Origin of the sequence: Maricaulis sp., assembly GCF_030149235.1 — a bacterium.
Taxonomy (GTDB): Bacteria; Pseudomonadota; Alphaproteobacteria; order Caulobacterales; family Maricaulaceae; genus Maricaulis.
Map to the genome: position 1 here is coordinate 1 of NZ_JASBRW010000085.1, position 22,022 is coordinate 22,022.

15 protein-coding genes are annotated in these 22,022 nt (G+C 61.5%); 6 read left to right on the forward strand and 9 right to left on the reverse strand.

All coding sequences use genetic code 11. The annotated features are described in order from the left end of the window. Positions 1-52 precede the first annotated feature (52 nt). Positions 53-754 carry an IS6 family transposase gene (locus Q1V51_RS12960; RefSeq protein ID WP_300557021.1) on the forward strand — a complete coding sequence of 234 codons (702 nt, stop codon included), beginning with the start codon at positions 53-55 and terminating at the stop codon, positions 752-754. 53 nt (positions 755-807) lie between these two features. On the opposite strand, the gene Q1V51_RS12965 is transcribed toward Q1V51_RS12960, so the two are convergent. After that, positions 808-2,340 (reverse strand): lyase family protein, encoded by a 1,533-nt coding sequence (locus Q1V51_RS12965; RefSeq protein ID WP_300557023.1) that lies wholly within the window; start codon positions 2,338-2,340, stop codon positions 808-810. Continuing rightward, positions 2,337-3,641: a TetR/AcrR family transcriptional regulator gene (locus Q1V51_RS12970; protein ID WP_300557024.1), complete on the reverse strand. Its 1,305-nt coding sequence runs from the start codon at positions 3,639-3,641 to the stop codon at positions 2,337-2,339. Before Q1V51_RS12970 ends, Q1V51_RS12965 begins: the two co-directional genes overlap by 4 nt. 148 nt (positions 3,642-3,789) lie before the next feature. On the opposite strand from Q1V51_RS12970, the gene Q1V51_RS12975 reads away from it, so the two are divergent. From Q1V51_RS12975 to Q1V51_RS12995, 5 genes are all read left to right on the forward strand, one after another. Beyond that, positions 3,790-6,933 carry a TonB-dependent receptor gene (locus tag Q1V51_RS12975; RefSeq protein WP_300557025.1) on the forward strand — a complete coding sequence of 1,048 codons (3,144 nt, stop codon included), beginning with the start codon at positions 3,790-3,792 and terminating at the stop codon, positions 6,931-6,933. A gap of 245 nt (positions 6,934-7,178) precedes the next feature. Next, positions 7,179-7,904, forward strand: coding sequence for a hypothetical protein (locus Q1V51_RS12980; RefSeq protein WP_300557026.1), 726 nt, complete (start codon positions 7,179-7,181; stop codon positions 7,902-7,904). 18 nt (positions 7,905-7,922) lie between these two features. Then, positions 7,923-9,377 carry a DASS family sodium-coupled anion symporter gene (locus tag Q1V51_RS12985; protein WP_300557028.1) on the forward strand — a complete coding sequence of 485 codons (1,455 nt, stop codon included), beginning with the start codon at positions 7,923-7,925 and terminating at the stop codon, positions 9,375-9,377. 251 nt (positions 9,378-9,628) lie between these two features. After that, a complete protein-coding gene (locus Q1V51_RS12990; RefSeq protein ID WP_300557030.1) occupies positions 9,629-10,531 on the forward strand; it encodes a M14 family zinc carboxypeptidase in 903 nt (300 codons plus the stop codon). 272 nt (positions 10,532-10,803) lie between these two features. Continuing rightward, positions 10,804-12,243, forward strand: coding sequence for an SLC5 family protein (locus tag Q1V51_RS12995; RefSeq protein ID WP_300557032.1), 1,440 nt, complete (start codon positions 10,804-10,806; stop codon positions 12,241-12,243). Here the strand turns inward: Q1V51_RS12995 and Q1V51_RS13000 are convergent. From Q1V51_RS13000 to Q1V51_RS13030, 7 genes are all read right to left on the reverse strand, one after another. Then, positions 12,240-14,180 carry a beta-galactosidase gene (locus tag Q1V51_RS13000; protein WP_300557034.1) on the reverse strand — a complete coding sequence of 647 codons (1,941 nt, stop codon included), beginning with the start codon at positions 14,178-14,180 and terminating at the stop codon, positions 12,240-12,242. The genes Q1V51_RS12995 and Q1V51_RS13000 overlap by 4 nt on opposite strands. After that, entirely contained in the window at positions 14,180-16,237 is a 2,058-nt protein-coding gene (locus Q1V51_RS13005) for an alpha-galactosidase (RefSeq protein ID WP_300557036.1), read from the reverse strand. Before Q1V51_RS13005 ends, Q1V51_RS13000 begins: the two co-directional genes overlap by 1 nt. Beyond that, positions 16,234-17,289 carry a galactokinase family protein gene (locus Q1V51_RS13010; protein WP_300557038.1) on the reverse strand — a complete coding sequence of 352 codons (1,056 nt, stop codon included), beginning with the start codon at positions 17,287-17,289 and terminating at the stop codon, positions 16,234-16,236. The genes Q1V51_RS13005 and Q1V51_RS13010 overlap by 4 nt, the downstream gene beginning before the upstream one ends. Beyond that, positions 17,286-18,356, reverse strand: coding sequence for a hypothetical protein (locus tag Q1V51_RS13015; protein WP_300557040.1), 1,071 nt, complete (start codon positions 18,354-18,356; stop codon positions 17,286-17,288). Before Q1V51_RS13015 ends, Q1V51_RS13010 begins: the two co-directional genes overlap by 4 nt. A 98-nt stretch (positions 18,357-18,454) precedes the next feature. Beyond that, positions 18,455-20,068 carry an AMP-binding protein gene (locus Q1V51_RS13020; protein WP_300557042.1) on the reverse strand — a complete coding sequence of 538 codons (1,614 nt, stop codon included), beginning with the start codon at positions 20,066-20,068 and terminating at the stop codon, positions 18,455-18,457. A gap of 75 nt (positions 20,069-20,143) precedes the next feature. After that, positions 20,144-20,815 (reverse strand): TetR/AcrR family transcriptional regulator, encoded by a 672-nt coding sequence (locus Q1V51_RS13025; RefSeq protein WP_300557044.1) that lies wholly within the window; start codon positions 20,813-20,815, stop codon positions 20,144-20,146. Between the two features lie 2 nt (positions 20,816-20,817). Further along, on the reverse strand, positions 20,818-21,960 hold the full coding sequence (locus Q1V51_RS13030; protein WP_300557046.1) for an acyl-CoA dehydrogenase family protein: 1,143 nt from the start codon (positions 21,958-21,960) through the stop codon (positions 20,818-20,820). Between the last annotated feature and the right edge of the window lie 62 nt (positions 21,961-22,022).

Genomic DNA, 22,022 nt, shown 5'->3' on the forward strand with positions numbered 1-22,022 from the left:
GGTGCTGTCAGATTAAACGCCCCGTTATCGGGTTTGGCTCCACTCTGTGCGAATGAGCAACCCATTTCGCTATTTCAAAACATCACCTGAGATCATCCGCCTGGCGGTGATGATGTATATCCGGTTCCCGCTGTCGCTTCGGAACGTCGAAGACCTTCTCCATGAGCGCGGGATCGACGTCACGCACGAGACAGTTCGCTTCTGGTGGAACCGTTTCGGCCCGATGATGGCGCGCGAGATTAAGAGGCGTCGATCTCAGCAGCTTCGCCAGGTCACTCAATGGCGCTGGCACCTTGATGAGGTCCTCGTGAAGATCAACGGCCAAACCCACTACTTGTGGAGGGCCGTGGACCACGAAGGGGAGGTGCTAGAATCCTATGTCACGAAGACGCGTGACAAGGCTTCAGCATTGAAATTTCTGAAGAAAGCCATGAAGCGGTACGGCAGTCCGCAAGAGGTCGTCACCGATCGATTGCGCTCATACGGCGCGGCTATGCGTGAGCTAGGAAACGCGAACCGGCAGGCCACTGGTCGGCATGAAAACAACCGAGCCGAAAATTCTCATCTACCGTTTCTACGACGAGAGCGAGCGATGGCACGGTTTAGGCAAATGCGAAGTCTGCAAAAGTTCGCCGCCACCCATGCTTCCGTTCACAATCACTTCAACCACGACCGTTCACTAGAAAGACGAACCCGCTTCAAGGACCTTCGCGACGCGGCTCTCATCGAGTGGCGTGAGTTGCTGGCGGCCTAGATCCGCACGCCGGTCGCTATCCCAGAGTAGTCCGCTTTAGTCTGACTTCACCCTTACGGTGTTTGGCACTCATTCACCGGGTCGCTTGTGCGCGCTTGAAGTGCTGCAGCTATGACGGCGTCTGTCTGCGGGGCGGCCAGGCCGGTATAGCTGGTGGGGTCCAGTAACCGCTCGATTTCGTTGGACGGCAGCGCGTCGGCAATCACGGGGTCGGACGGCGCGATTGCGTAGAAACTCGCCCCGCTGGAGCGGGCCTCCGCCGCCAAGACACGTAAATGCTCTTCGGCCGCCTCCCGGCCCATCGCGGGAGAAAGGGCGAAGACGAAGCGCTGGGCGAGGATCCAGCCGCCGGTGCGGTCCAGATTGTCGCGCATGCGAGCCTCGTTTACATCCAGCCGTTGGACCAGCCTGCGGGCCTCCGACAGCATGTTTTCGGTATCGATGGAAATCTCGCCGAGCATGCTGTTGGGGCGCGAGGTGTTGTCCCGTTCGAACATGTTGTTCATGTCGTCGGCCACGATTTCGGCCAGGCGCGGAATGATGCGGGCGCGCTGGATCAGCGCCTCGGATAGCGAGGGGTTGTTCTTGTGCGGCATGGTAGAGGACCCGACCGCCGTTACAGGGCGTCGCTCCACCACTTCGCCAATATCATTGCCTTGCAGCAGGAAAATTTCCTGACCAAAGCGGCCCTGGCTCCGTGCGATCAGGGACAGAACGCCGGCGTATTCCGCGAAGACGTCACGCGCCGCGTGCCAATCATCGAGATAGGGAGGTTCAAGGCCAAGCTCACGGGCAAAGCTCTGCTCGATGGCCATCGCGCTGTCACCCAGCCCGACATAGCTTCCGACAGCCCCCTTCATGATGACAGAGCGCTCAATGCGGTCGAGCAGATCGCTTAGCCGGTCAATATGGCGCCGGTTTTCACCGATATAGCCGGAGAGCTTCTTCCCGAAGGTGATGGGCAAGGCATGCTGGCCCAGCGTGCGTCCAATCATCGGCGTGTCGCGATGTTCGCGGGCCAGGTCGATGAGGGCGTCTTCCAGCTCCTGCAGGTCCTCGATCAGCAGGAAGACGCTGGCCCGCAATTGCAACATGCGGGCGCTATCGTAGATGTCCACCGTTGTGGCGCCATAGTGGAGATAGTCAGCCGTCTCAGGAGACAGCCGGCTGCGCCAGACATTGAGCAAGGCGACCATGCGATGGCGTACAATCGCGTTCTCGGCGTTGATCTCCTCGTGCGGGATGGAGGCCGGAATGGCAGAGGCCGTGATTTCGGCTGCGGCCTCGACAGGAATGACGCCGTGCTCGGCCTGGGCGCGCGCCAACGCCGCCTCGATTTGCAGCACGAAACTGTTGAGGCTGGTGGTCGTGAACACCGTTTCGATATCGGCCAGGCAGACGGGAGTCGTGCGAGTCGTTCCCGGTCCGGGCGCCGGAACCTGCGGGCTGGCGTCAGCATGCGGCTGCGTTGTGGTGGGTTCAATCGCGGCGTCAGTCGAAGGAGGGGCGGGTGTCTCCTCGGCCTGGCCGCAGGCGGCCAGGACAAAAGCCAGGAGGCCAAGCGCGGCAGATTTTCTGGATATCACCGGCCCGCTCCCAGCCCGCTCATCAAGATATAGGTGTAATCGACTGTGGCGGTCATCGGGTCTTCCGAAATCCGCCAATCGGTAAAGCTGTTTGCGGCGGCGATGGTGTAGCCGCCATTGAGGAAAACCGCGTTGGTGACGATCTGCTCGACAATGCCGACATCAACGCTGCGCGCTTCTCCAGTCGAGACCGCGTTCTCCAACGCATCGCCGAAGCGGCGGGCTATATTGCGCAGGCGCGCGGAGTGGCGGCGTTGTCGGGGAGCGGGCAGGGCAGATATCAGGCTGGGCCGCAGCAAGAGTTCAACACCGCCGGCCTGTTGGTAGATCAGGTCTCGCAGGCTGTGCTCGATCACTGAAAGGCTCGTCTCCGCGGTTTCCTCGGCGCGGTCGAGAGCCGCTTCGACCGCGGCCAGGGAGCGTTCAAGGCATTGATCGAGCAGCTGCTCCTTGTCCGGGAAGTGGTAGTAGAACGCACCTCGGGTGACGCCCAGTGAGGCTGCGACTTCTGATAGGGCGACACCGGCGAAACCGAGGGAATTGAAGAAGCGTGTGCCGGCCTTGAGGAAGGCTTCTCGCTTCATCCTGTTGCGGGCTTCGCGATCAAAAATCTGCGGCACACCCATTTGTGGCGAGCCGGCGCGTATCTGGATCGGTTTCCAATCACCATTCGCCAGACCGTGTTCGACAAGGTCAAACAGTGTCGAACTGGCCTCCTGGATGTCGAAATGGCGTTTGCGGCGAAGCCAGCCGGTCATCCAGTCCAGCAATCCGAAGATAAAGAAGGTTGCCGGCTCAGCCCTGCCCAAGGGGTAGCCGCTTTCCTTCATCCAGCCCTCGACCAGGCGATTGACCCGTTCCACGCAGCTCGAAAGCCTCGCCGCCACATCCTCGCAGGCCTGCTCATTCAGCGCGTTCAGATCAGTGATAGAAGCGAGGAAAGGGCGCTGTCCGGCATCAATCTCCTGCAGCATGGACGCAAACCATTTGAACAGGCTCACGATCTGCTCGGCATGACTGCCGCCATCAGCGAGTCCGCGCGTTATAGCTTCATCCAGCAAATCGGCAGAGTGCTTGTAGACGGCAGCAGCCAGGTCCGACTTGGAAGCGAAATAATAGCCGATCGAGGTTTTGGTCAGTCCCAGATCAGCGGCGATATCTTCCAGGCGCGTGCCATGAACCCCATCAGAATCGAAGCGCTGCGCTGCCGCAGACAGGATGGCCGTCTCCTTTCGCTTGCGCTCCTGTTCGCGAGAAAAGGGCGAGCTGTGATCGGGAAACTCAGGACGAATAACAGGCATATCTTGACCTTCGGGAGCGTCCGGCGGCTCGCTCGTTGAGCCGCTCGCCATGCTGTTGGGCCGTTGTTCTTTCACAGCATAAATTCTCCCGAGTTGCAAAACGCGCAACCCTGCGCGGATACAATTTGTACCGCGTGTATGTTTTTTATTGACACTGTCTTGGGATTGGCGTCAAGGTCAATTCAAAATCACTGGTACCAGGGGAGGTCCCATGTCTTACAAGAGTTTCTTAAAGTGCGGTCTCGCGCTTAGCGTCTTTAGTCTCGCGGCGGGCGCGTCGGCCCAGGAAGCCGCCCCGGCCGACGATGCCGATATCATCGTTGTCACCGGTTCCAATATTCAGGGCTCGCGGATCAACGAAACTCTGCCGGTCACGATATTCAATGAAGATGATATCGCCGCTATTGGCGGCGTTGATGGTGAGGATCTGATAAGGTCCCTGCCTTCACAAGGGGCAGTCAACTTCCGCACCGACAACAACACCACGGTAAACAATGCACGCGGTGACGTTGCCTCGATCAACCTGCGATCGATCGGATCCAGTGGCACGCTGGTCCTGTTGAACGGTCGCCGCGTCGTCAATCACCCGTCCACTCAGGCCGAGCTCTCGACGCCTGTTACCACAGTCAATGTTAACGCCCTGCCGGTCGCCGGGATCGCGCGCGTCGAAGTGCTCAATGACGGAGCGTCGGCTATCTATGGCACGGACGCTGTTGCCGGTGTGTTCAACACGATTCTGGACGATGATTTTGTCGGACTCCGGCTTAGGGCGCGTCATTTGTATGCGACCGGAAATGGCTTGAACGAGCAGACGATGACATTGCGCGGTGGCGATGATTTCAACGATGGCCGTACAAACATTTCCTTTACCGCCCAGTACTCGCTCAGAGAGGGACTGTTCGCCTCGGAGGTCCCGGTGGCGGCTACGGAGGATCGTCGTTCATTTGTCGAGGGGACAAGCTTCGAGGGTGACACGTCCTTCGACAATCGCGCGACCCAGTCGCCCTGGGGGCAGTGGACGCTGCGGACAACCTCCGGCACCCGTGTGCGTCAGAATGGCGTCACGCTGACCACCTCATCTGGACGTTTCCACTTGCAGCCGACAAGCTTTGCAGGGTGTCGTGCCGACACCGCTGGCGCCTTGTCGGTCGCAGACCTCTGTATCGATGACAGCAGTCTCGACCGGGATTTGCGCTTTGACGGAGCCTACGAGCGTTCGATCATCTCTGACCGGGATCGCTTCAACGGCTTCGCATTTCTGAACCACGATCTCGACAACGGCGTTCGCGTCTACGGTGAGCTGGGCTATTACTATGCCGAGACGCGGAAGACGAATGAGCCACGGAATGGTATTGGCGCGACCGATATTTCCATCCCAGCCAACTACTACTGGAACCCGTTTGGTCCAGTGCGTTTCTCAGATGGTTCGCTAAACCCCAACCGGCTTCCCGGTCTGACGAATGTGCCTGATGAGGGGCTTCCCGTATTCACTGACGCGGGCCGCTACCGGTTCGTGGATGTGGGTTTCCGGGATATCGAGGTTATCAATTCCCAGTTCCGCGCTCTGGGTGGCGCGCGCGGCGAGTTCTCCAATGGCTGGGATTGGGATTCGGCGATTCTCTACAACCGCTCCTATGCGCAGGACACAGCCAATAATTCGGTGTCTCGCACTCTCTTCCAGCAGGCGTTGTTCAATGAAACACCCAATGTATACAATATCTTCAATGGCGGTGATCCGAACAACCCGTCGATCGGGGATGCCACACCGAACGCCCGTAATCTGATAGAACCTTTCTTGATCGATGTTGTTCGTGAAAGCACTGCAGAACTCGCGCTTGTGGATTTCAAGGTGGCCAACGGTGATGTATTCACCCTGCCCGGCGGAACCATTGGCGTCGCGGCCGGGGTGGAATTCCGTTACGAGTCCTATGACGAAGACCGCGACGATCGCCTCGACGGTACAATCACCTTTACCGATCAGGTAACCGGTGAGGTCAGCGGCACCGATGTCTACGGTACCAGTCCCACACCGGACTCGAGCGGATCACGTGAGGTCCTCGCGGCATTCGCGGAGGCATCAATTCCGGTGATCAGCTCGGAGATGAACATCCCGCTGGTCCGGTCATTCGACCTGCAAATTGCCGCCCGCATTGAGGACTATTCCGATTTTGGCGACAGCGGCATCAATCCCCGTATCGCCGGTGCCTGGCGGCCGTTTGACGGTCTGATGTTCCGAGGATCCTACTCGGAGGGCTTCCGTGCCCCGAACCTGATAGTTGTCAACGAGGGTGTGGACCGGTCCAACTCTCGCGAGGACAGCTATTTCTGCGAGGCAGGCGTGCGCAATGGAACATTTGCGACGTTTGCGGATTGTAATGGGTATACCGAAGGCCGGACGGAGCGGCGTTCGGTTGCCGATGATATCGGACCGGAGGACGACACCAATGTGACATTGGGCGTAGTCTTCGAGCCGAGTGGCATTAGCGGGCCGATGAGCTTCCTGAATTCGCTCACCGTGACGGTTGACCGCTGGGAAATTGACCGTTCGGGAGTTGTCGGCGTATTCGGTGCTGAAAACCATATCAGCCTCGATTATCTCCTTCGTCTCCAGAACTCGTCGAACCCGAATGTGGTCCGCGATGCGCCGGATCAGGACGAGATCGACTTTTTCACAGCGGCCGGCCTCGATCCGGTGGGCGAGATCCTCTTCATCCGAGATACCTATGACAATAACGAGGAGATCGAGGTAACCGGTTGGGACTACGGTATTTATTTGAACCTCGATGACACCGCCTGGGGCGACTTTGGGTTGCGGGTCAACGCCTCCTATCTCGATACGTACTTCATCTCCCTCTCGCCTGGTGCGCAGCAGATCCGCGACGCTGTCGAGGCGGGCACGATCGCCAGTGAGATTACCGTGTCTCAGGAAGGCGATATCATCCTTCAGAACGGTCAACCTGAATGGCGCGCGGGTGCCAGTTTAACCTGGAGACATGACAATGGCTGGGGTGCGGGTGTCCGTGCCGATTACACCAGTGAGTTCATTGACACGGGCGCAGGGCTTGACCCCAACGGTGATCCTTTCATTGTCGAGGAATGGACCCAAACCAATGCCTATATCCAGTATACAACCGACAGAAATGGCCCGCTCGACGATCTTCGAATTCGGATTGGGTCAAACAACATATTCGATGAAGACCCGCCGCTAGCGGATGAGACCAACGGCTATGATGCAGCTTATCATAGTATCCGCGGTCGCCAGATATATTTCGACGTTAGCAAAGAGTTCTAATCTCGAGGGTAGGGGCGCTATTTCGTTTGATAGCGCCCCCCATTTTCATGCAAAAATCGGTAACTGCTATCCTTGCGACCGCCCTGCTACATGCTTGTGCGCTCGGACTGCCAGTGCCTGATGAGTTGACTGCCCCGGTATCGGCCCGAGCTGCTGCGCCAGAGTTGACACTCTCAGGTTGGGGCGGGCCCAACCTCCCGCTGCATTTGGCGGTTCCGTCCAGTTTGGGTCCGGATACGCCGGTCGTGATGGTCATGCATGGCGTTCGCCGCAATGGTGATGATTATCGCGATGCCTGGCTGGAGATTGCCGAAGCCTGCTCTGTCCTGGTGGTCGCCCCGCAATTTGCGCGCGAGAGCTTTCCCGGCGCTGATGGTTACAATCTCGGCGGACTGGCCATTGCGCCGGCCGGGTCACGGGCCTTCGACGCTATCGAGCCTGCCTTCGACCATATTCGCGAGCGTTTTGACCTTGATGCCGAGGGCTATGCGATTTTTGGTCATTCGGCGGGCTCACAGGTCGTACACCGTTACATGATGTTCACGCCGGATACCCGCGTGACACAGGCCGTCGCGGCCAATGCCGGGTGGTATACACTGCCCGATGATAGCGCGAGCTGGCCCTACGGCATGGAGGCGGCGCCTGCTGATCCGCTGCCGGCAGCGGAGCTGCTAAAGCGTCCCGTCACCTTGCTCTTGGGCGATGCTGACAACGATCCCGACGCCCCTTTCCTGCGTCAGACACCAGAGGCCAATGCGCAAGGTCCTCATCGCTTTGCCCGTGGGCATTTCATGATGGAGCGCATTGAGCGTCTGGCCGACGCGGAAGGCGTAAGCCCGGCCTGGTCCATAGGCGTCGTCCCCGGCGTCGGCCATGACAATGCCCGTATGGCCGGGCCTGCCCTGAATTACTTGCTTGATGCGGAACGCCTCGCGCGACCGCGCTGCGCCGCGCTTGCGCGAGGAGACTAACCAGTGACAGATAAGTCCATGGACGACACACCCGCTGCCTATCAACGCATCGGCCTAATCGCCGGTCCCATCATCGCGTTGATGATCGCCGCAGGCTTCGAGACGGAAGGTCTGCCGCGCGAAGCTGTACTGGTCGCGGCTGTCGGCAGCTGGATGGCGATATGGTGGGCGACGGAAGCGATACCTGTCGCCATCACCGCATTCCTCCCGTTGGTTGCTTTACCCATCCTGGGCGTGGCGCCAATCCGTGAAATCGCGGCGCCTTACGCCCACCCGATGATTTACTTGTTTTTCGGAGGGTTCGTGGTGGCCCTGGCGATCGAGCGGTGTGGGTTGCACCGGCGCATCGCGCTGGGAATTTTCCGGCTGGTCGGTACTGATGCCAGAGCCTTGGTCGGCGGTTTCATGATTGCGGCTGCGCTGGTGTCGATGTGGATATCCAACACCTCCACCTCACTCATGCTGCTGCCTATCGCGGTGTCCGTGGTCACTGTGATTGGCGAGACCATGCCAGAGCTCAGTATCAAGCAACGCACCAATTTCGGTGTCGCTCTGCTGCTTGGACTGGCCTATGGCGCTACCCTGGGCGGTCTCTCCACGCTGGTCGGCACACCGCCGAACGCTTTCATGGCGGGCTTCATGGCTGATAATTACGGCGTCGAGATTGATTTCGCCCGTTGGATGCTGGTCGGCGTGCCGGTCAGTATCATTCTCCTGCCCATTGCCTGGGTTTCGCTCACCCGTTTCATCTACCCGGTGAACTTCAAAGCGTCCCGGGAGGCCGCCAAGCACATCGAGTCCATGCAAGCGGGCCTGGGTGAAATGAGCAAGGCGGAATGGCGAACCGGGGCACTGTTTGCCTTTTTGGTGGTCGGCTGGATCTTCCGCAACCAGATCGGGGCCCTGTTGCCGATCGAAGGGTCGATCTCCGATACCGGCATTGCGATGATTGCGGCTGTAGCTGCCTTCCTTATTCCTTCTGGCAAACGCGGCCAGGCACTGATGGTCTGGGAGGATATGACCCGGCTGCCCTGGGGCGTCTTGATTCTGTTCGGAGGAGGCCTGGCTTTGGCTTCAGCGGTTTCCACCTCCGGCCTGGCGCTATGGCTCGGGCAACAGCTCTCGCCACTCGGTCTGATCAATATCGCACTTCTGGTGGTTGCGGCGACGGCGCTGGTGATCTTCCTGACTGAGCTGACGTCCAACCTGGCCACAACGGCAACTTTCCTGCCCGTAATCGCCGCCATTGCGGTCGAGACGGGGCAAGATCCGATGGTCTTCGTCATACCGGTAACTCTGGCGGCGAGTTGCGCCTTCATGCTGCCCGTTGCCACACCGCCGAATGCGATTGTTTTCAGCTCTGGCCTGCTCTCCATCCCGAAAATGGCTCGCGCAGGCTTGGTGCTGAATGTCATTGCCGTGGCAGTGTTGAGCGTCGTGGCCCTGACACTGGCTCCGATGGTGTTCGGTTGATGCATGACGGAGCTGACCTCGCGCGCCGCGGCGCATCTCTGGTTATATTATTTCTGGTCAGCGCATGTGCGGCGGTTCAACCCCGCGAGGTTTGCGTCGTTGACCGTGCCCACCTTGATTTTGTTGGCGCCAGCGTCAATGCCGCGCTTGTCCACGATTGTGACCGAGTTAAACTCAGCGTTTGGCCCGAAACCCTGCCGATCAATCCCAGTCCCTGGTATGCGATGGCGCTGGAATCTCCGGCGGGCGGAGTGGTCGAGATCGAGATCGATTACGGCCGGCACGAGCATCGCTATCATCCCTGGATAAGCCAGGACGATGGCAGTTGGGCTCGACTTCCCGATGACGCGGTGCAGGTGGCTGAGGACTCAGTAGTGATTTCCGGCAGGCTTGCTCCGGGAGATAATCGGATCGCCGCTCATCCAGTGGTGGACTTTGAGAGAGCGGAGGCGTGGTATGCGCGTTGGATGGAGACTGAGCCGGGGCTGAGGCGTCAGGTTTTCGGCCAGTCTGTGGACGCTCGCCCGCTTGAGGCCTTCACCCTCTTAGCCCCGCCCCACGAGGCGTCACGACCGCTGCTGGTTATTCTGGGACGCTCGCATCCGCCCGAGGTGACGGGGGCTTTCGCCATGGACGGGTTTGTCAGTGCCGCCTTGCAGGAATCCGGCGAGAACCAGACTCCGTTTGATCTTGTCATCCTGCCCATGCTCAATCCGGACGGTATGGCGCGCGGCCATTGGCGGACCAATGCCGGTCTGCTTGACATCAACCGCGATTGGGCCAGCCGCACTCAGCCAGAAACGCAGGCAGCGTGGCGCTATCTTGTTGCCCTTGGTATGCTTGAGCGAGAACGAGTGGTCATGGTGGATTTTCACTCGACTCGGCGCGATCTGGTTTATCGGGATGCCTATGCGCCCGAAGATTGGCGCGCGGGTGTGATCGAAGAATGGATGGCAGGGCTTGCCGCTGCGCTCGGGGCATCCGCCCCGGAGCCCAGAATTACCCAAAGCGCCAATGGTGAGACGTCAAAGGCGGTATTCAACGGGATTGGCGCCCTGGCGATAACCTGGGAAACCAGTGACGATGCCATGCCTGACGCCGCACGCCAGGCTGGTGGCGTGGCCTATTCCTCGCTGCAGGCGGCATGGCGCTAACGTGTGAAGGCCCTGCGCCACGTGAAAACTTGGGTGCTACATTTTCGCTGGTTCAATGACGCTAGCTCGCGGCCTGATTTAGGTTCAAGCGCGGATTTACGAAGCCAATCCGGTTTGGTTAGACGGCACAGCTACGCAGGCCATAGGATGTGGTACAGCGACTGCGTCGGCGGCGCCTGAGGTCCGGGGGCCATAGTCCCCCTCCGCCCGCGCGCGATCTTCCGCTTGTGATCGGCGCCGAAATTCTCCACGCTCGGGGCGGGGAGAATTTCATGACAGATACATTTGCACTCGATCCGCTTCAGCTGGGTATTTTCGCGGTTCTGACCATCTCGATCGGCGCGCTGACCTGGTGGCGGGTTTCGGCGATGAAGAAGACGGCGACCGATGATGAGAGCGAGTATTTTCTCGCGGGCCGGTCGCTCGGCTGGATCCTGGTCGCCGGTTCAATCACTTTGACCAATCTGTCGACCGATCAGCTGGTCGGGATGAATGGCAATCAGATGCTGCTCTTGGCCTGGTGGGAACTCGCGGCTGTCGCTGGCCTGATTATCCTGGCCTTCGTCTTCCTGCCGATCTACTACAAGAACAACTGCCGGACCACCACTGAGCTTCTAGGGCAGCGCTATAACGATAGCAATATCAGGGCCTTGATTGCATTCCTCTTCCTTGCGGGCAATGTCATCGTCTTCCTTCCGGTGATGCTCTACACCGGCTCGCTTTTCCTCAAGTCGATGTTCGGCGTCGACTGGCCGATCCTGGCGTTCGCCATTCCGCTGGCGCTGATCGGTTCAGCCTACGCCGTGTTCGGCGGTCTGCGGGCGGTCGCGGTGTCGGATGCGATTTCCGGCGTCGGGGTTCTGGGTGTCGCCGTTCTGGTCGTGGTCCTGGCTCTCAAGGCCATCGACTTCGACTTCACGGGTATTCCCGCAGAGCGGCTCACGCTGATTGGTGATAATGACTCCCCCATACCCTGGCACACCCTGCTGACCGGTATGATTTTCATCCAGATCTTCTACTGGAGCACTAATCAGACGATCACCCAGCGCGCCATGGCGGCCAAGAGCCTGAAAGAGGCCCAAAAGGGCGTGCTCGCGGCGGCCGGTATTCGCCTGCTGATCGTGCCGGCCATTGTCGTGATCCCGGGTATCGCGGCCTACAAGTTGTTCGGTGATGTCGGCGATGCGGCTTATGGACAGGTGGTGGCCGCGGTTCTGCCGCCTTGGCTCTCCGGTGCCTTCGCCGCGATGATTGCGGCTGCGGTGCTGACCAGTTTCAACTCGGTGCTGAACTCCTCGACGACGCTCTACGTCCTCGACATTCACGAGACCTATTTTGATTCAACGCCGAATGTCGGCCGGATGAATATGATCATCACCCTGCTCTTCGTGGCCAGCTCGATTGCCCTGGTGCCGATCTATCAGAGCGCGGAAAGCATCATCAACCTGGTCCAGCAACTCTTCGGACTGCTGTCGATGCCGATCCTGTCCGCCTTTATCGTCGGCCTGGTCTTCCGCAATGTCGGTGCCGGTGCGGCAATGACGGGTGTCCTGTCGGGCACGGCCCTCTACGCCGTCTTCACCTTCGTCTGGACACCGCTTCACTATATCCACCTGATGATGATCACGTTGATTGCGTCGATCTCCATCGCGTTGATCTACAACCGTCTGGTGCTCGGGAACCGGGAAGAGTTCGTCGGCCTGCCGCGCTAGAGGCGCCAGGCTGCGACCCCGGCCGGCGCCAGTTCGGCGCTGCCCAGTACAAAGTCTGCCCCGTCCGGCGCCATGCCAGCGAGGCTGACCGGCTCGGGCCCGTAATTGAAGGCAAAGCGCAGATTGCCAAGCGTGCGCAGGCGGACATCCTCGTGCGTTAGAGCGATCTCCATCCCGGCCTCCAGAGCCAGGGTGGCGATGATATGCCCGAGCAGTTCCGGCTGCGGCCAGCCTGCGAGATAGGATAGGTGGCCGTCGCGAACCCAGAAGGGCGCGCCATCCCGATAGCGCGCCTGGACCGGCAGATCGGTTTCGACGGCTTCGCGCCAGCGCTCCACACCGCGTTGTTCGCCGTGCAGTTCGACCGCTTCGACGATTCCCTCGCGCAAGCTCTCGACGCGGGTGACCTTCAGCGCCAGCAGTGCCTGCATAGGACCGGGTGCGAGGTTGGCGGGGATCTGGAAGCTCTGCGTTTTCGAACCGGTCCGGCACAGGGCGATGATCTGAGCTGAGCTGGCGCTCAGGCTGGCCATCAGTGTCTCGGACAGGTGCGGTAAGCCCGGCAGGATAATGAGCCGATATCCGTCGAGATCGGCCTGCGGCGGCACAATGTCGATATCAAGTCCGAGGCGGCGCAGGACGGTATAGGTCTCATAGGTCTGGCGCAGGAGGTCGAGCCCTTCACCCTGAGGCTGGGCGTGGTGGATCCACTGCCCGTCATAGGACCAGAGCAGGGCAACCGGGGCCTGTTGCGGCAGTGCACCGGCGATCTGCTTGAGATCGCGTGCGACCTGACCCGCCTCGGCGAACGCCGGTGCCGGTTCGGCATCTACCCGCAGCAGCCCGGCATGCATCTGCTCCTGGGCATAGGGGCATTGGCGCCAGCGGAACCAGCTTACCAGGTCGGCACCATGGGCGAAGGCTTCAAGGCTCCACAGCCGGACCATGCCATCGAGGGGCGCCGGGTTGTTTGGGGCCCAATTCACCGGACCGGGTTGCTGCTCCATGACGCCCCAACGGGATGAACAACCGCGATAGAGGTCGTGGTGGAAGGCCTGGAAATCGGGATGGCCCTGGCGCAGATAGCGCTGCTTCATCGCGTCCGGGAAGGGCGACATGTCCAGGAAGCCAAGCGGATAGCTGTCCCAGGTCGCCAGATCCATATCGGCGCCCACCTTGTGATGATCAAAGGCGGTGAAGGCACCCATGAAGTTATGGGTGATTTCGCGGCCGGGGCTGAGCCGGCGCAGGATCTCAACCTGCTCGGCATTGAAGCTTGCGACCTGGTCAGAACAGAAACGCTGATAGTCCACGACATGGGACGGGTTGGGTTCTGTCACGGTGCCCACGGGCGGGTCGACCTCATCGAAGCTGCGATACTCCATCGACCAGAAAACATTCCCCCAGGCGGTATTGAGTGCGGTGACATCGCCATAGCGCGCCTTGAGCCAGACCCGGAACGCTGCGCGCGCGTTTTGTGAATAGCTCTCCACGGTGTCGTGACAGCCATACTCATTGTCGGTCTGCCACATCACCACGGCTGGGTGTTCGCCATAGCGCTGGGCCATCGCGGTCACGATGCGCCGGCACTCGGCCCGGTAGGAGGCGCTCGAGAAACAGTAGTGACGGCGCGAACCGAAGCCGCGTGTCCGGCCTTCGGCGTCGACGGCGAGCATGGAGGGGTCTTGATCGACCAGCCATTTGGGAGGGGTCGCGGTCGGGGTGCCGAGGATGAGCTTCAGCCCGGCGGCGTGCAGGACCTCGATGGCCTCGTCGAACCAGGCCCAGTCATACTGTCCCGGTTCCGGCTCGAAGCGGGCCCAGGCAAACTCGCCCAAGCGCACATGGCTGATGCCGAGCTTGGCCATTTGTTCCGCATCAATGGCCCAGCGCTGTTTGGGCCAGTGTTCGGGATAATAACAGACACCCAGACGCATCACGCTGTCCTTTCGAGGTAAATCAGCCGGCCGCTCAAGGCCCGGCCCGGATCGAGGGCGAGCCCCTCCGCCATCAGGCCCGCGCCGGAATACTCACCTATCGGCCATTCCACCGGGTCGCCCGCTAGAGCGTATTCGACCAGGTTATAGCGGGCATCGGCTGTCAGCCCCGCCAGTCTGACCCGGGACGGGAGCGGGCGCTTCGGGGTATCAATCCGCATGACACGGGCGAAGGCGCGTGCGCCATCATCGGACACCAGTAGCTGGACGTCCGGATCATCGCCGGGCTCGCTGGCCATGACGAGCTGGCCCTCATGCATCCAGTTGCGATGGGACTTGTAGAATTCGATCCCGCGCTGGAGAACGGCTTTTTCGTCCGGACTGAAATGGCCCGGATCAGCCTCGATCCCGAAATGGCCAAAGAAGGCCGTCAACACACGGAAACTCATCGGGATCTGGCGTCCGGTCATCGGGTTGGGGCTTGGGCCGACATGGGCGCCCAGCCGCTCGTGCGGCATGATCAGCCCGGTTGAGCGCTGGATACGCAACCGGTCAATCGCGTCAGTGGCATCGCTGGCCCAGAAACGGTCGGTGTGCCGGGCAATGCCCGCATCAATCCGACCGCCACCGCTGGCACAGCTTTCAATTTCCACCGGGTAATTCGAACGTATCCGGTCTAGTAGGCGGTAAAGAGCTTTGGTCTGCGCGCCCGGCCGCTCGATGCCATCGCGCATTGCCGGATAGAGGTCGCGGTTACAATCCCATTTCAGATAGCTGATCTCATTGGCATCGAGCAGGGCGGAGATGCTCTCGAATAGGTAGTCGGCGACGGCCGGAAGGGCGAGGTCGAGGACCAGCTGGTTGCGGCCCGTGGGCAGCGGCTCCTGTGGCCATCCCAGCACCCAGTCCGGATGGGCGCGGTAGACGTCGCTGTCGGGGCTGACCATTTCCGGTTCCAGCCAGAGCCCGAACTCCATGCCCGCCTGCTGCACGGCTGTGATCAGCGGGCCCAGTCCGTTGGGGAACTGAACCGGGTCGACGGTCCAGTCTCCGAGGCTGGTCTGATCATTCCTGCGGCCCTTGAACCAGCCATCATCGAGCACGAAACGCTCGGCACCGAGGCCAGCGGCGTCCTGCGCCAGAGCGATGCACCCGGCTTCAGTGACATCGAAGTATCGCGCTTCCCAGGTGTTGAAGTGAACCGGGCGCACGAGTGATCGGCCCATGGAACGGATGGCAGTGTTGAGCGCTCGGCGGATCGTATTCAGGCCGCTTTCTGAGACCGTCAGCATGACCGCCGGCAGGTCCAGTTCCTCGCCGGGTTCAAGCCGGATCTCGCCCGGCGCGAAACGTCTTTCGGCCAGGATTTGTGCGCTCCCATCCGTCGCTTTTTCGACCGCCATCCGGAACGGTCCGCTCCAGGCCAGATGCGCGGTCAGCCAGCGACCACGGTTTTCGCCGGCCCCTGCTTCGGTCAGGCTGAGCGTCGGTCCACCATCAAAGCCGGGCCGCCCGCCCCGGCCCAGCTGCTCAACACGCCCCGTCGTCCAGCTGCGACGCGCTTCATATCCTTCCCGCCCCCAGGCGCCGGCATGCGTGACGACTTCGTTGGCCCAGTCGGGCGCTGGCGGCAAGGCGCTGGCCGCGCGGATGAGGTCGATGGGCGATTGGCCGGTGTGATTGAGGGTGGTGGTGATGACCAGGGCGTCACCCTGGAATTTGAAGGTGGTACCGACCTCGAGGCCGAGATGGTCATCGCGCGCGGCGATATGCAGGGCATCACCGTTCTGGCGAAGCTCCGGCTGGCCGAGCTGGACCCGGCGACGGGTGGTCGCGCAGAACGCTTCAATCTGCGCGATGCCGTGGAACCCTCTGCCATGTCCGGGCATCAGGCTTGGGCCGACGGGTTGGTCAGGGCTGGCGGGCAGGCGCTGAAAACCGGCCGGCGTCGCCATTTCGGCAAGGCTTGCAGGTCCGAACCAGCTCCAGTGGATGTCGTCGTCGTCCGTCTGCTCGAGGATCAGCGCGGTGCTGTGGCCGTCCAGCTTCAGTTTCATGATGGCAGGTCCTCGACATTTTGGGGCACGGCATCATCGGCCCGAGCGCCCACTTCAGCGACTGACCAGGCTTTGGGGTGGCGGTCCAGCAAACGGCCTGTCCAGGCTTCACCGGCTTCCGGCGGGAGCAATATGACGACACAGCCTCCAAAGCCGGCACCGGTCAAGCGTGCGCCGAGGGCGCCCAGACCGAGCGCGTCGTCGATTAGAGCATCAATCCTCGGGGTCGAAACCTGGAAGTCGTCGCGCAAAGAGGCATGCGACTGGGTCATCAGGGTTCCGAACCGCTCGCCGTCCCCGGCTTTCAGCGCGTCGATCGCGTCTTGCGTTCGCTTGTCTTCGCTGACGGCGTGACGGGCGACCGGAAGCAGGTCCTGGGGGAGGGCGGACAGGTCGCCGCCATCGCAAAGATAGTCGAGGCCGAGCTGTCTGGCCGAGCTCTCGCAGGCTTCACGTCGTGCGCCATAGCGGCCATCGGCGAGCTTGCGGTCGACGCCGGAATGCAGGACGGCAAAGCGCCAATCCGCCGGAAAGGCCAGGCGGTCAAACTCGAGCGTGCGGGTGTTGAGGGCCAGGGCTTCACCGGGGCCGGTATGGGCAACGGCCATCTGATCCATGATGCCGCAGGGGACGCCAACAAAGTGGTTCTCGACTTGGCGGGCGAGCGTTGCAAGCTCAGTCAGGTCGGTGCCATCCGGGGCGGTAGCACGCAAAACGCCCACAGTTACCGCGGCGGAGGACGAGACCCCGGCACCGGCAGGTATATCGCTGTCGAGGCTCACCTCGGCGCCGCCGGTCAACCAGCCGCGTGTCCGGGCGGCCTGCAGCGCGCCGAATACATAGTCAGCCCAGTGACCGCTCGCGCCTTGGTCAAGCGTCGCGCTGGACAGGCCCTCGAACTGGACCGACCGCACCGTATCGATCCCGTCGTCCGACGGGGTCAGTCTGACGGTTACGCCCAGAGGAAGGGCGGCCGGCAAAACCCAGCCGCCGTTAAAATCGATCCATTCGCCGATCAGATTGACCCGCCCCGGTGTCCAGCTGGTCCTCATGCCGACGCCTCGCGAAGGGCTTTGGCGGCCGCGAGAGGGTCGATGTCGACGGTGAATACCCCCGTCGCCTGCTCGACACTGGCCAGATATTTCAGGCGCCCGGCGGCGCGCTGGATGGGATAGAACTGAACCGTGAACTGGAACTGGCCAGAGGTTTCGCGCGGCGCGGCCTGAAGGCTCATCATATAGGGCATGGGATGCCCGAAGAGGTCGTCATAACGCGCTGTCGTGTCGCCCAGGAGCTGTGCCAGTCCTTCCACTTCCTCGGCCGAGAACGCCCACGGGCCGGGTTTGCGTGAGACAGCGGACAGCCAGACCTCATAGGGGAAACGCGACCAGGGCGGGCAGTAGGCCTCGATCCCGCCCGCTTCATCAACCGCGTACTCGCCTCCCCAGCTGCCGCGTTCCGCCTCGAGGTCATAGCCGGCTGCGAAGGCGGCTTCAGCACGAGCCTGCGGGGCCGGGACTTCCGGGAAAGCATAAATCTGGCCGTGCGGGTGATGCAGCGTCACACCGACTGCTTCGCCGCGGTTTTCAAACGGCAGGACATAGGCCGCGCCCGCTTCAAAATGCGTCTGATAGCGATCAATCAGGGCTTCAATGAGCAACACCCGGCGATCCTGCCCCAGCGTGGCCAGGCTGCCTTCGTCTTCTGGCGAGTAGACGATGACTTCAGCCTGACCCGTGGCTGGGCGGGTGCGCCACGAGGTCGCTGCCGGTTCGGGGGCCTTGGGATGCAGGCTGGGAAAGCGATTACCGAACACCGCCAGCTCGAAATCAGAAAACGGGATCTCGGTCACCGGCGCGCCGGGCCGGGCCGGCGCCAGCGGATTGGCCGCCTTTGACGGCTTGAATGTGCGGTTCTGGCGGTGGGGTGCAAACAGGGTCCACTCACCACGCAGCGGATGAAAGCGCATCTCGGCGTTCGCCGAAACCGGATCTTCGAATTCCTCGCCCGGGTCCCCGTGATGCGGGGCGTAGCCGTAGAGGGACAGTGTCCGTCCGTCGCGCTTTTGGTGGTCGCGGCGATAGAAATCGCGCGCGCGCCCGACCCGTCTTTCCTGCATGATGAAACCCCAACTGTGCCGGGGCGGATTTTGAGCCCGTCACTGCCGCAAGATCAATGGTTGAGGATGCGGCCGCTGGAATGAAATGCGTCCGACATTCAGTTGAGCGGCTCGAATTCTCCTGCTGCAAAGCTTTCCGCCAGCTTGAACTTGCGGATCTTGCCGGAGCCGGTCAGCGGCCAGTCCTCGACCTGGACCCAGTAGGCCGGCGTTTTCTGCGGAGATAGGCGTTCGCGGACGAAAGCCTTGAGCTCGGCGGCGGTGAGCTGCGTCGGCTCAGCGGTGCGGAAGAAGCAGGCGACCTGCTCGCCCCATTTCTCCTCCGGCACCCCGACAACGGCGATTTCGCTGATCGCGTCGTGTTCCAGCATGGCGTTCTCGATTTCCGCCGGGAAAAGGTTCTCGCCGCCACGGATGATCATTTCCTTCACCCGGCCGGTAATCTTGAGATAGCCGCGCGCGTCCATGCGTCCGAGATCACCCGTGTGCAGCCAGCCGTCCTTGTCGATGGTCGCGGCAGTGGCTTCCGGATTGTCATTATATCCCAGCATGACGCTATAGCCGCGGGCACAGATTTCGCCCTGTTCCCCGATCGGCAGGATGGCGCCGCTATGCGGGTCCTGGATGGAGATTTCGGTGTGCTTGACCGGCTGGCCGATGGTTTCGGTCAGATCCTCCAGGCTGTCGTCGGACCAGGCCTGGGTCAGAACCGGAGAGGTCTCGGTCTGGCCGTAAACGATCTGGATCGATGCGCCGAACACGTCTTTGGCCGCCCGGCAGAGTGGTGGCGGGACCATGGCGCCGCCACACATGATGTGACGAACCGAGGAGACGTCCCGGCCGCTGCGGCGGACCTCCTCGAGCATGGCGACAATCATGGTCGGAACGCCCAGCACGAAACGCGTTTTCTCGCGTTCCATGACAGAGACAATCATACCGGGTTCAAATGCCGGGGCCAGCAACATGGTGCAGCCCGTAGCCAGGCCGCCGAGCACGAGAATGGCGCACCCGGTGGTGTGGAAGAGCGGCATGTGATGAACGAAGACATCGCCCTGGTTTATACCGCCGCGGGCCATGGCATCGACACCGTTCTGGATCAGGCCGTGATGGTGCAGGAGGGCACCCTTGGGGAAGCCGGTGGTGCCGGACGTGTATTGGATCTGGACCGGATCACGCGGGCTGGGCGTGCGTAACGCGCCGGTCTCTTCGCCCGCGAACATGGCGTCGCGGTCGGTCAGCAGAATGCGGTGCTTGATAGCCGGAAGCTCGTCGCAAACGGCATCCGCGATTTGTTGCATTGGGTTGCCGCGGAATTCCGCGACGTAATAGATCGCTTCCGACCGGGATTGTTCGAGGACGTATTTGAGCTCGCGCGGCTGGTAGGCCGGATTGACGGTAACGAGAATGACGCCCGCCAAACCGCAGGCCAGCTCAAGCAGAACCCATTCCGGGATGTTGTTGGCATAAACAGCGATGCGCGCGCCCTCGGCATGGCGTGAGGCCAGCGCCCGGGCCAGCCGCTCGCTCTCAGCCAATAATTGCGCGTAAGTCCAGGCACGTCCCGGTTCACCGTCAAAGCCCAGCTCGACCAGGGCTGCCTGGTCCGGCGCGCGGTCGGCGGACTGGCGCAGCATCCCCCCGATGGTGAGTGCAGCGGGCTCCGGTCCGCCCTGGGCCGGAAAATAGGATTGCGTCAGCTGGACTTGATACATGTCTGTGTTCTCCCCGTCGCGGCATTCAGCCCGTCCGGAGCCCCCGGATCAAGTCCATAACCGGTGGACTTGCGTTTAACCCGGTGTCGGGTCGATTTTTTCCACCGCGCGTTCGAGGCGCTCGATCAGGGCTTCGCTCAGGCTCTCGGTGGGGGCAGGGCCATAGGTGCGCTGGAACGCCTGTATCAGATTGTCGACCACTCCGGTGGGCCGTTCGGCTTCGCGCAAGGCAATGGTGCGGGCGGAATATTCCAATGTCCCGTAAAACATGTCGCGCGGGATCCAGAGCGGAAGATCGTCACGGAATGCGCCGGTGGAGATGCCAGCCTGATAGACCGCGTCGAACACGGCGACATAGGCCCGGAGCCGGTCTCGGGTTTGCGGATCGATGCTGTAGGCCTTGCGCAGCTTCGCCGCCAGGTCGAGGAAAGGCAGGTCACGGATCACCCCGGTCAGGTGATAATCGGCGAGTGCGCGCAGCTGTTCCAGCGGGGCACTATGGCGCGCCGTGGTGTCGCCTGCACCCTGTGTCAGACCTTCCCAGAAATCCGCCAGCACCGCTTCCATCAGGACCGTCTTGGTCTTGTAGTAGAGATAAACCGTGCCCTCGGCGATACCGGCCCGCCGCCCGATCTCGGCAATGCGGGCGTCCTCGAAGCCGGTCTCGATAAACACCTCGCGCGCCGCGCTCAGGATAGCATCGCGCCGCTCCGCGGACCGGCTATTGCGTGCGCCATTATCCGCCATGTCTAAAAGCCCATCTGTCGCGCTGCCAGATCACGCATGATCTCTTCTGATCCACCGCCGATCGCCTGGACCTTGACCTCGCGATAGATGCGCTCGACCGGGTGGCCGCGCAGATATCCCGCCCCGCCAAGGATCTGCATGGCTTCGGAGGCGCAATATTCCAGTGCCTTGGAGGCGGAGAATTTGGCCTTCGAAATTTCTGCGACCGGGGTGCGGCCCTCATTCACCTGCCAGCAGATGGTGTTGAGGTAGGCCTCGATCATGTCGGTTCTGGCCGACATCTCCGCCAGCTTGTGGCGAATAACCTGGTGCTGGGAGAGCGGTTTGCCGAAGGTTTCGCGTTCCCGGGCCCAGGCCAGGGCCTCGCGCAGGCAAAGCTTCATGGCGCCCAGCATGCCGGCGATCAATCCGATGCGTTCGCCATTGAAATTGTCGACGATGGACAGGAAGCCGCGCCCTTCCCGGCCCAAGAGCGCGCTGGCCGGAATGCGGCAATCCTCGAAATACAGCGTCGCCTGATCGGAACACCACCAGCCCATCTTCCGGTCGATCTCGGTACGCGAGAAGCCGGGTGCATCCGCCTCGACGAAGAACAGGGAAATGCCATCCAGGCGCCCCGGCGCGGTCCGGGCGCCGACGACGAAATAATCGCTCGTCATGCCGCCGGTGATGAAGGTCTTCTGGCCATTGAGAATGAAATCGTCGCCATCGCGGCGGGCCGTTGTCCGCATGCCGGCGACATCGGAATCGCCGGAGGGTTCTGTAATGGCGAGGCTTGAGGATTTCTGCCCTGAGATGATCTCAGGCAATACCCGATCTCGGATAGAATCCGGTGCGAGATCCCGGATCGGCTTGATCGAGATCGAGCGTGCGCCAAGCGCAGCAGCGACGCCGCCGGCCCCGCATTGGGCCATCTCCTCGCCCCAGGCCGCGCGCATGAAGCAATCATCAAAGCCCAGTCCGCCCCATTTTTCCTCGGTGCCGAAGCCGAATGCGCCCAGCGCACCGGCCTTGATGTGCAGCTCATGCGGGACGGACCCTTGTTCGTCCCAATCATCAACATGAGGGATGATTTCCTCGGCCACAAATCGCCGGACAGTCTCCCGGAAGGCGCGGCGTTCTTCGGTTTCGAACGGGTTTTCCATGCGGGTTGTCCCTGGGATTCACCAACGGGTTTGACGCTTGACGGTGTCATGCTGAGATGGTC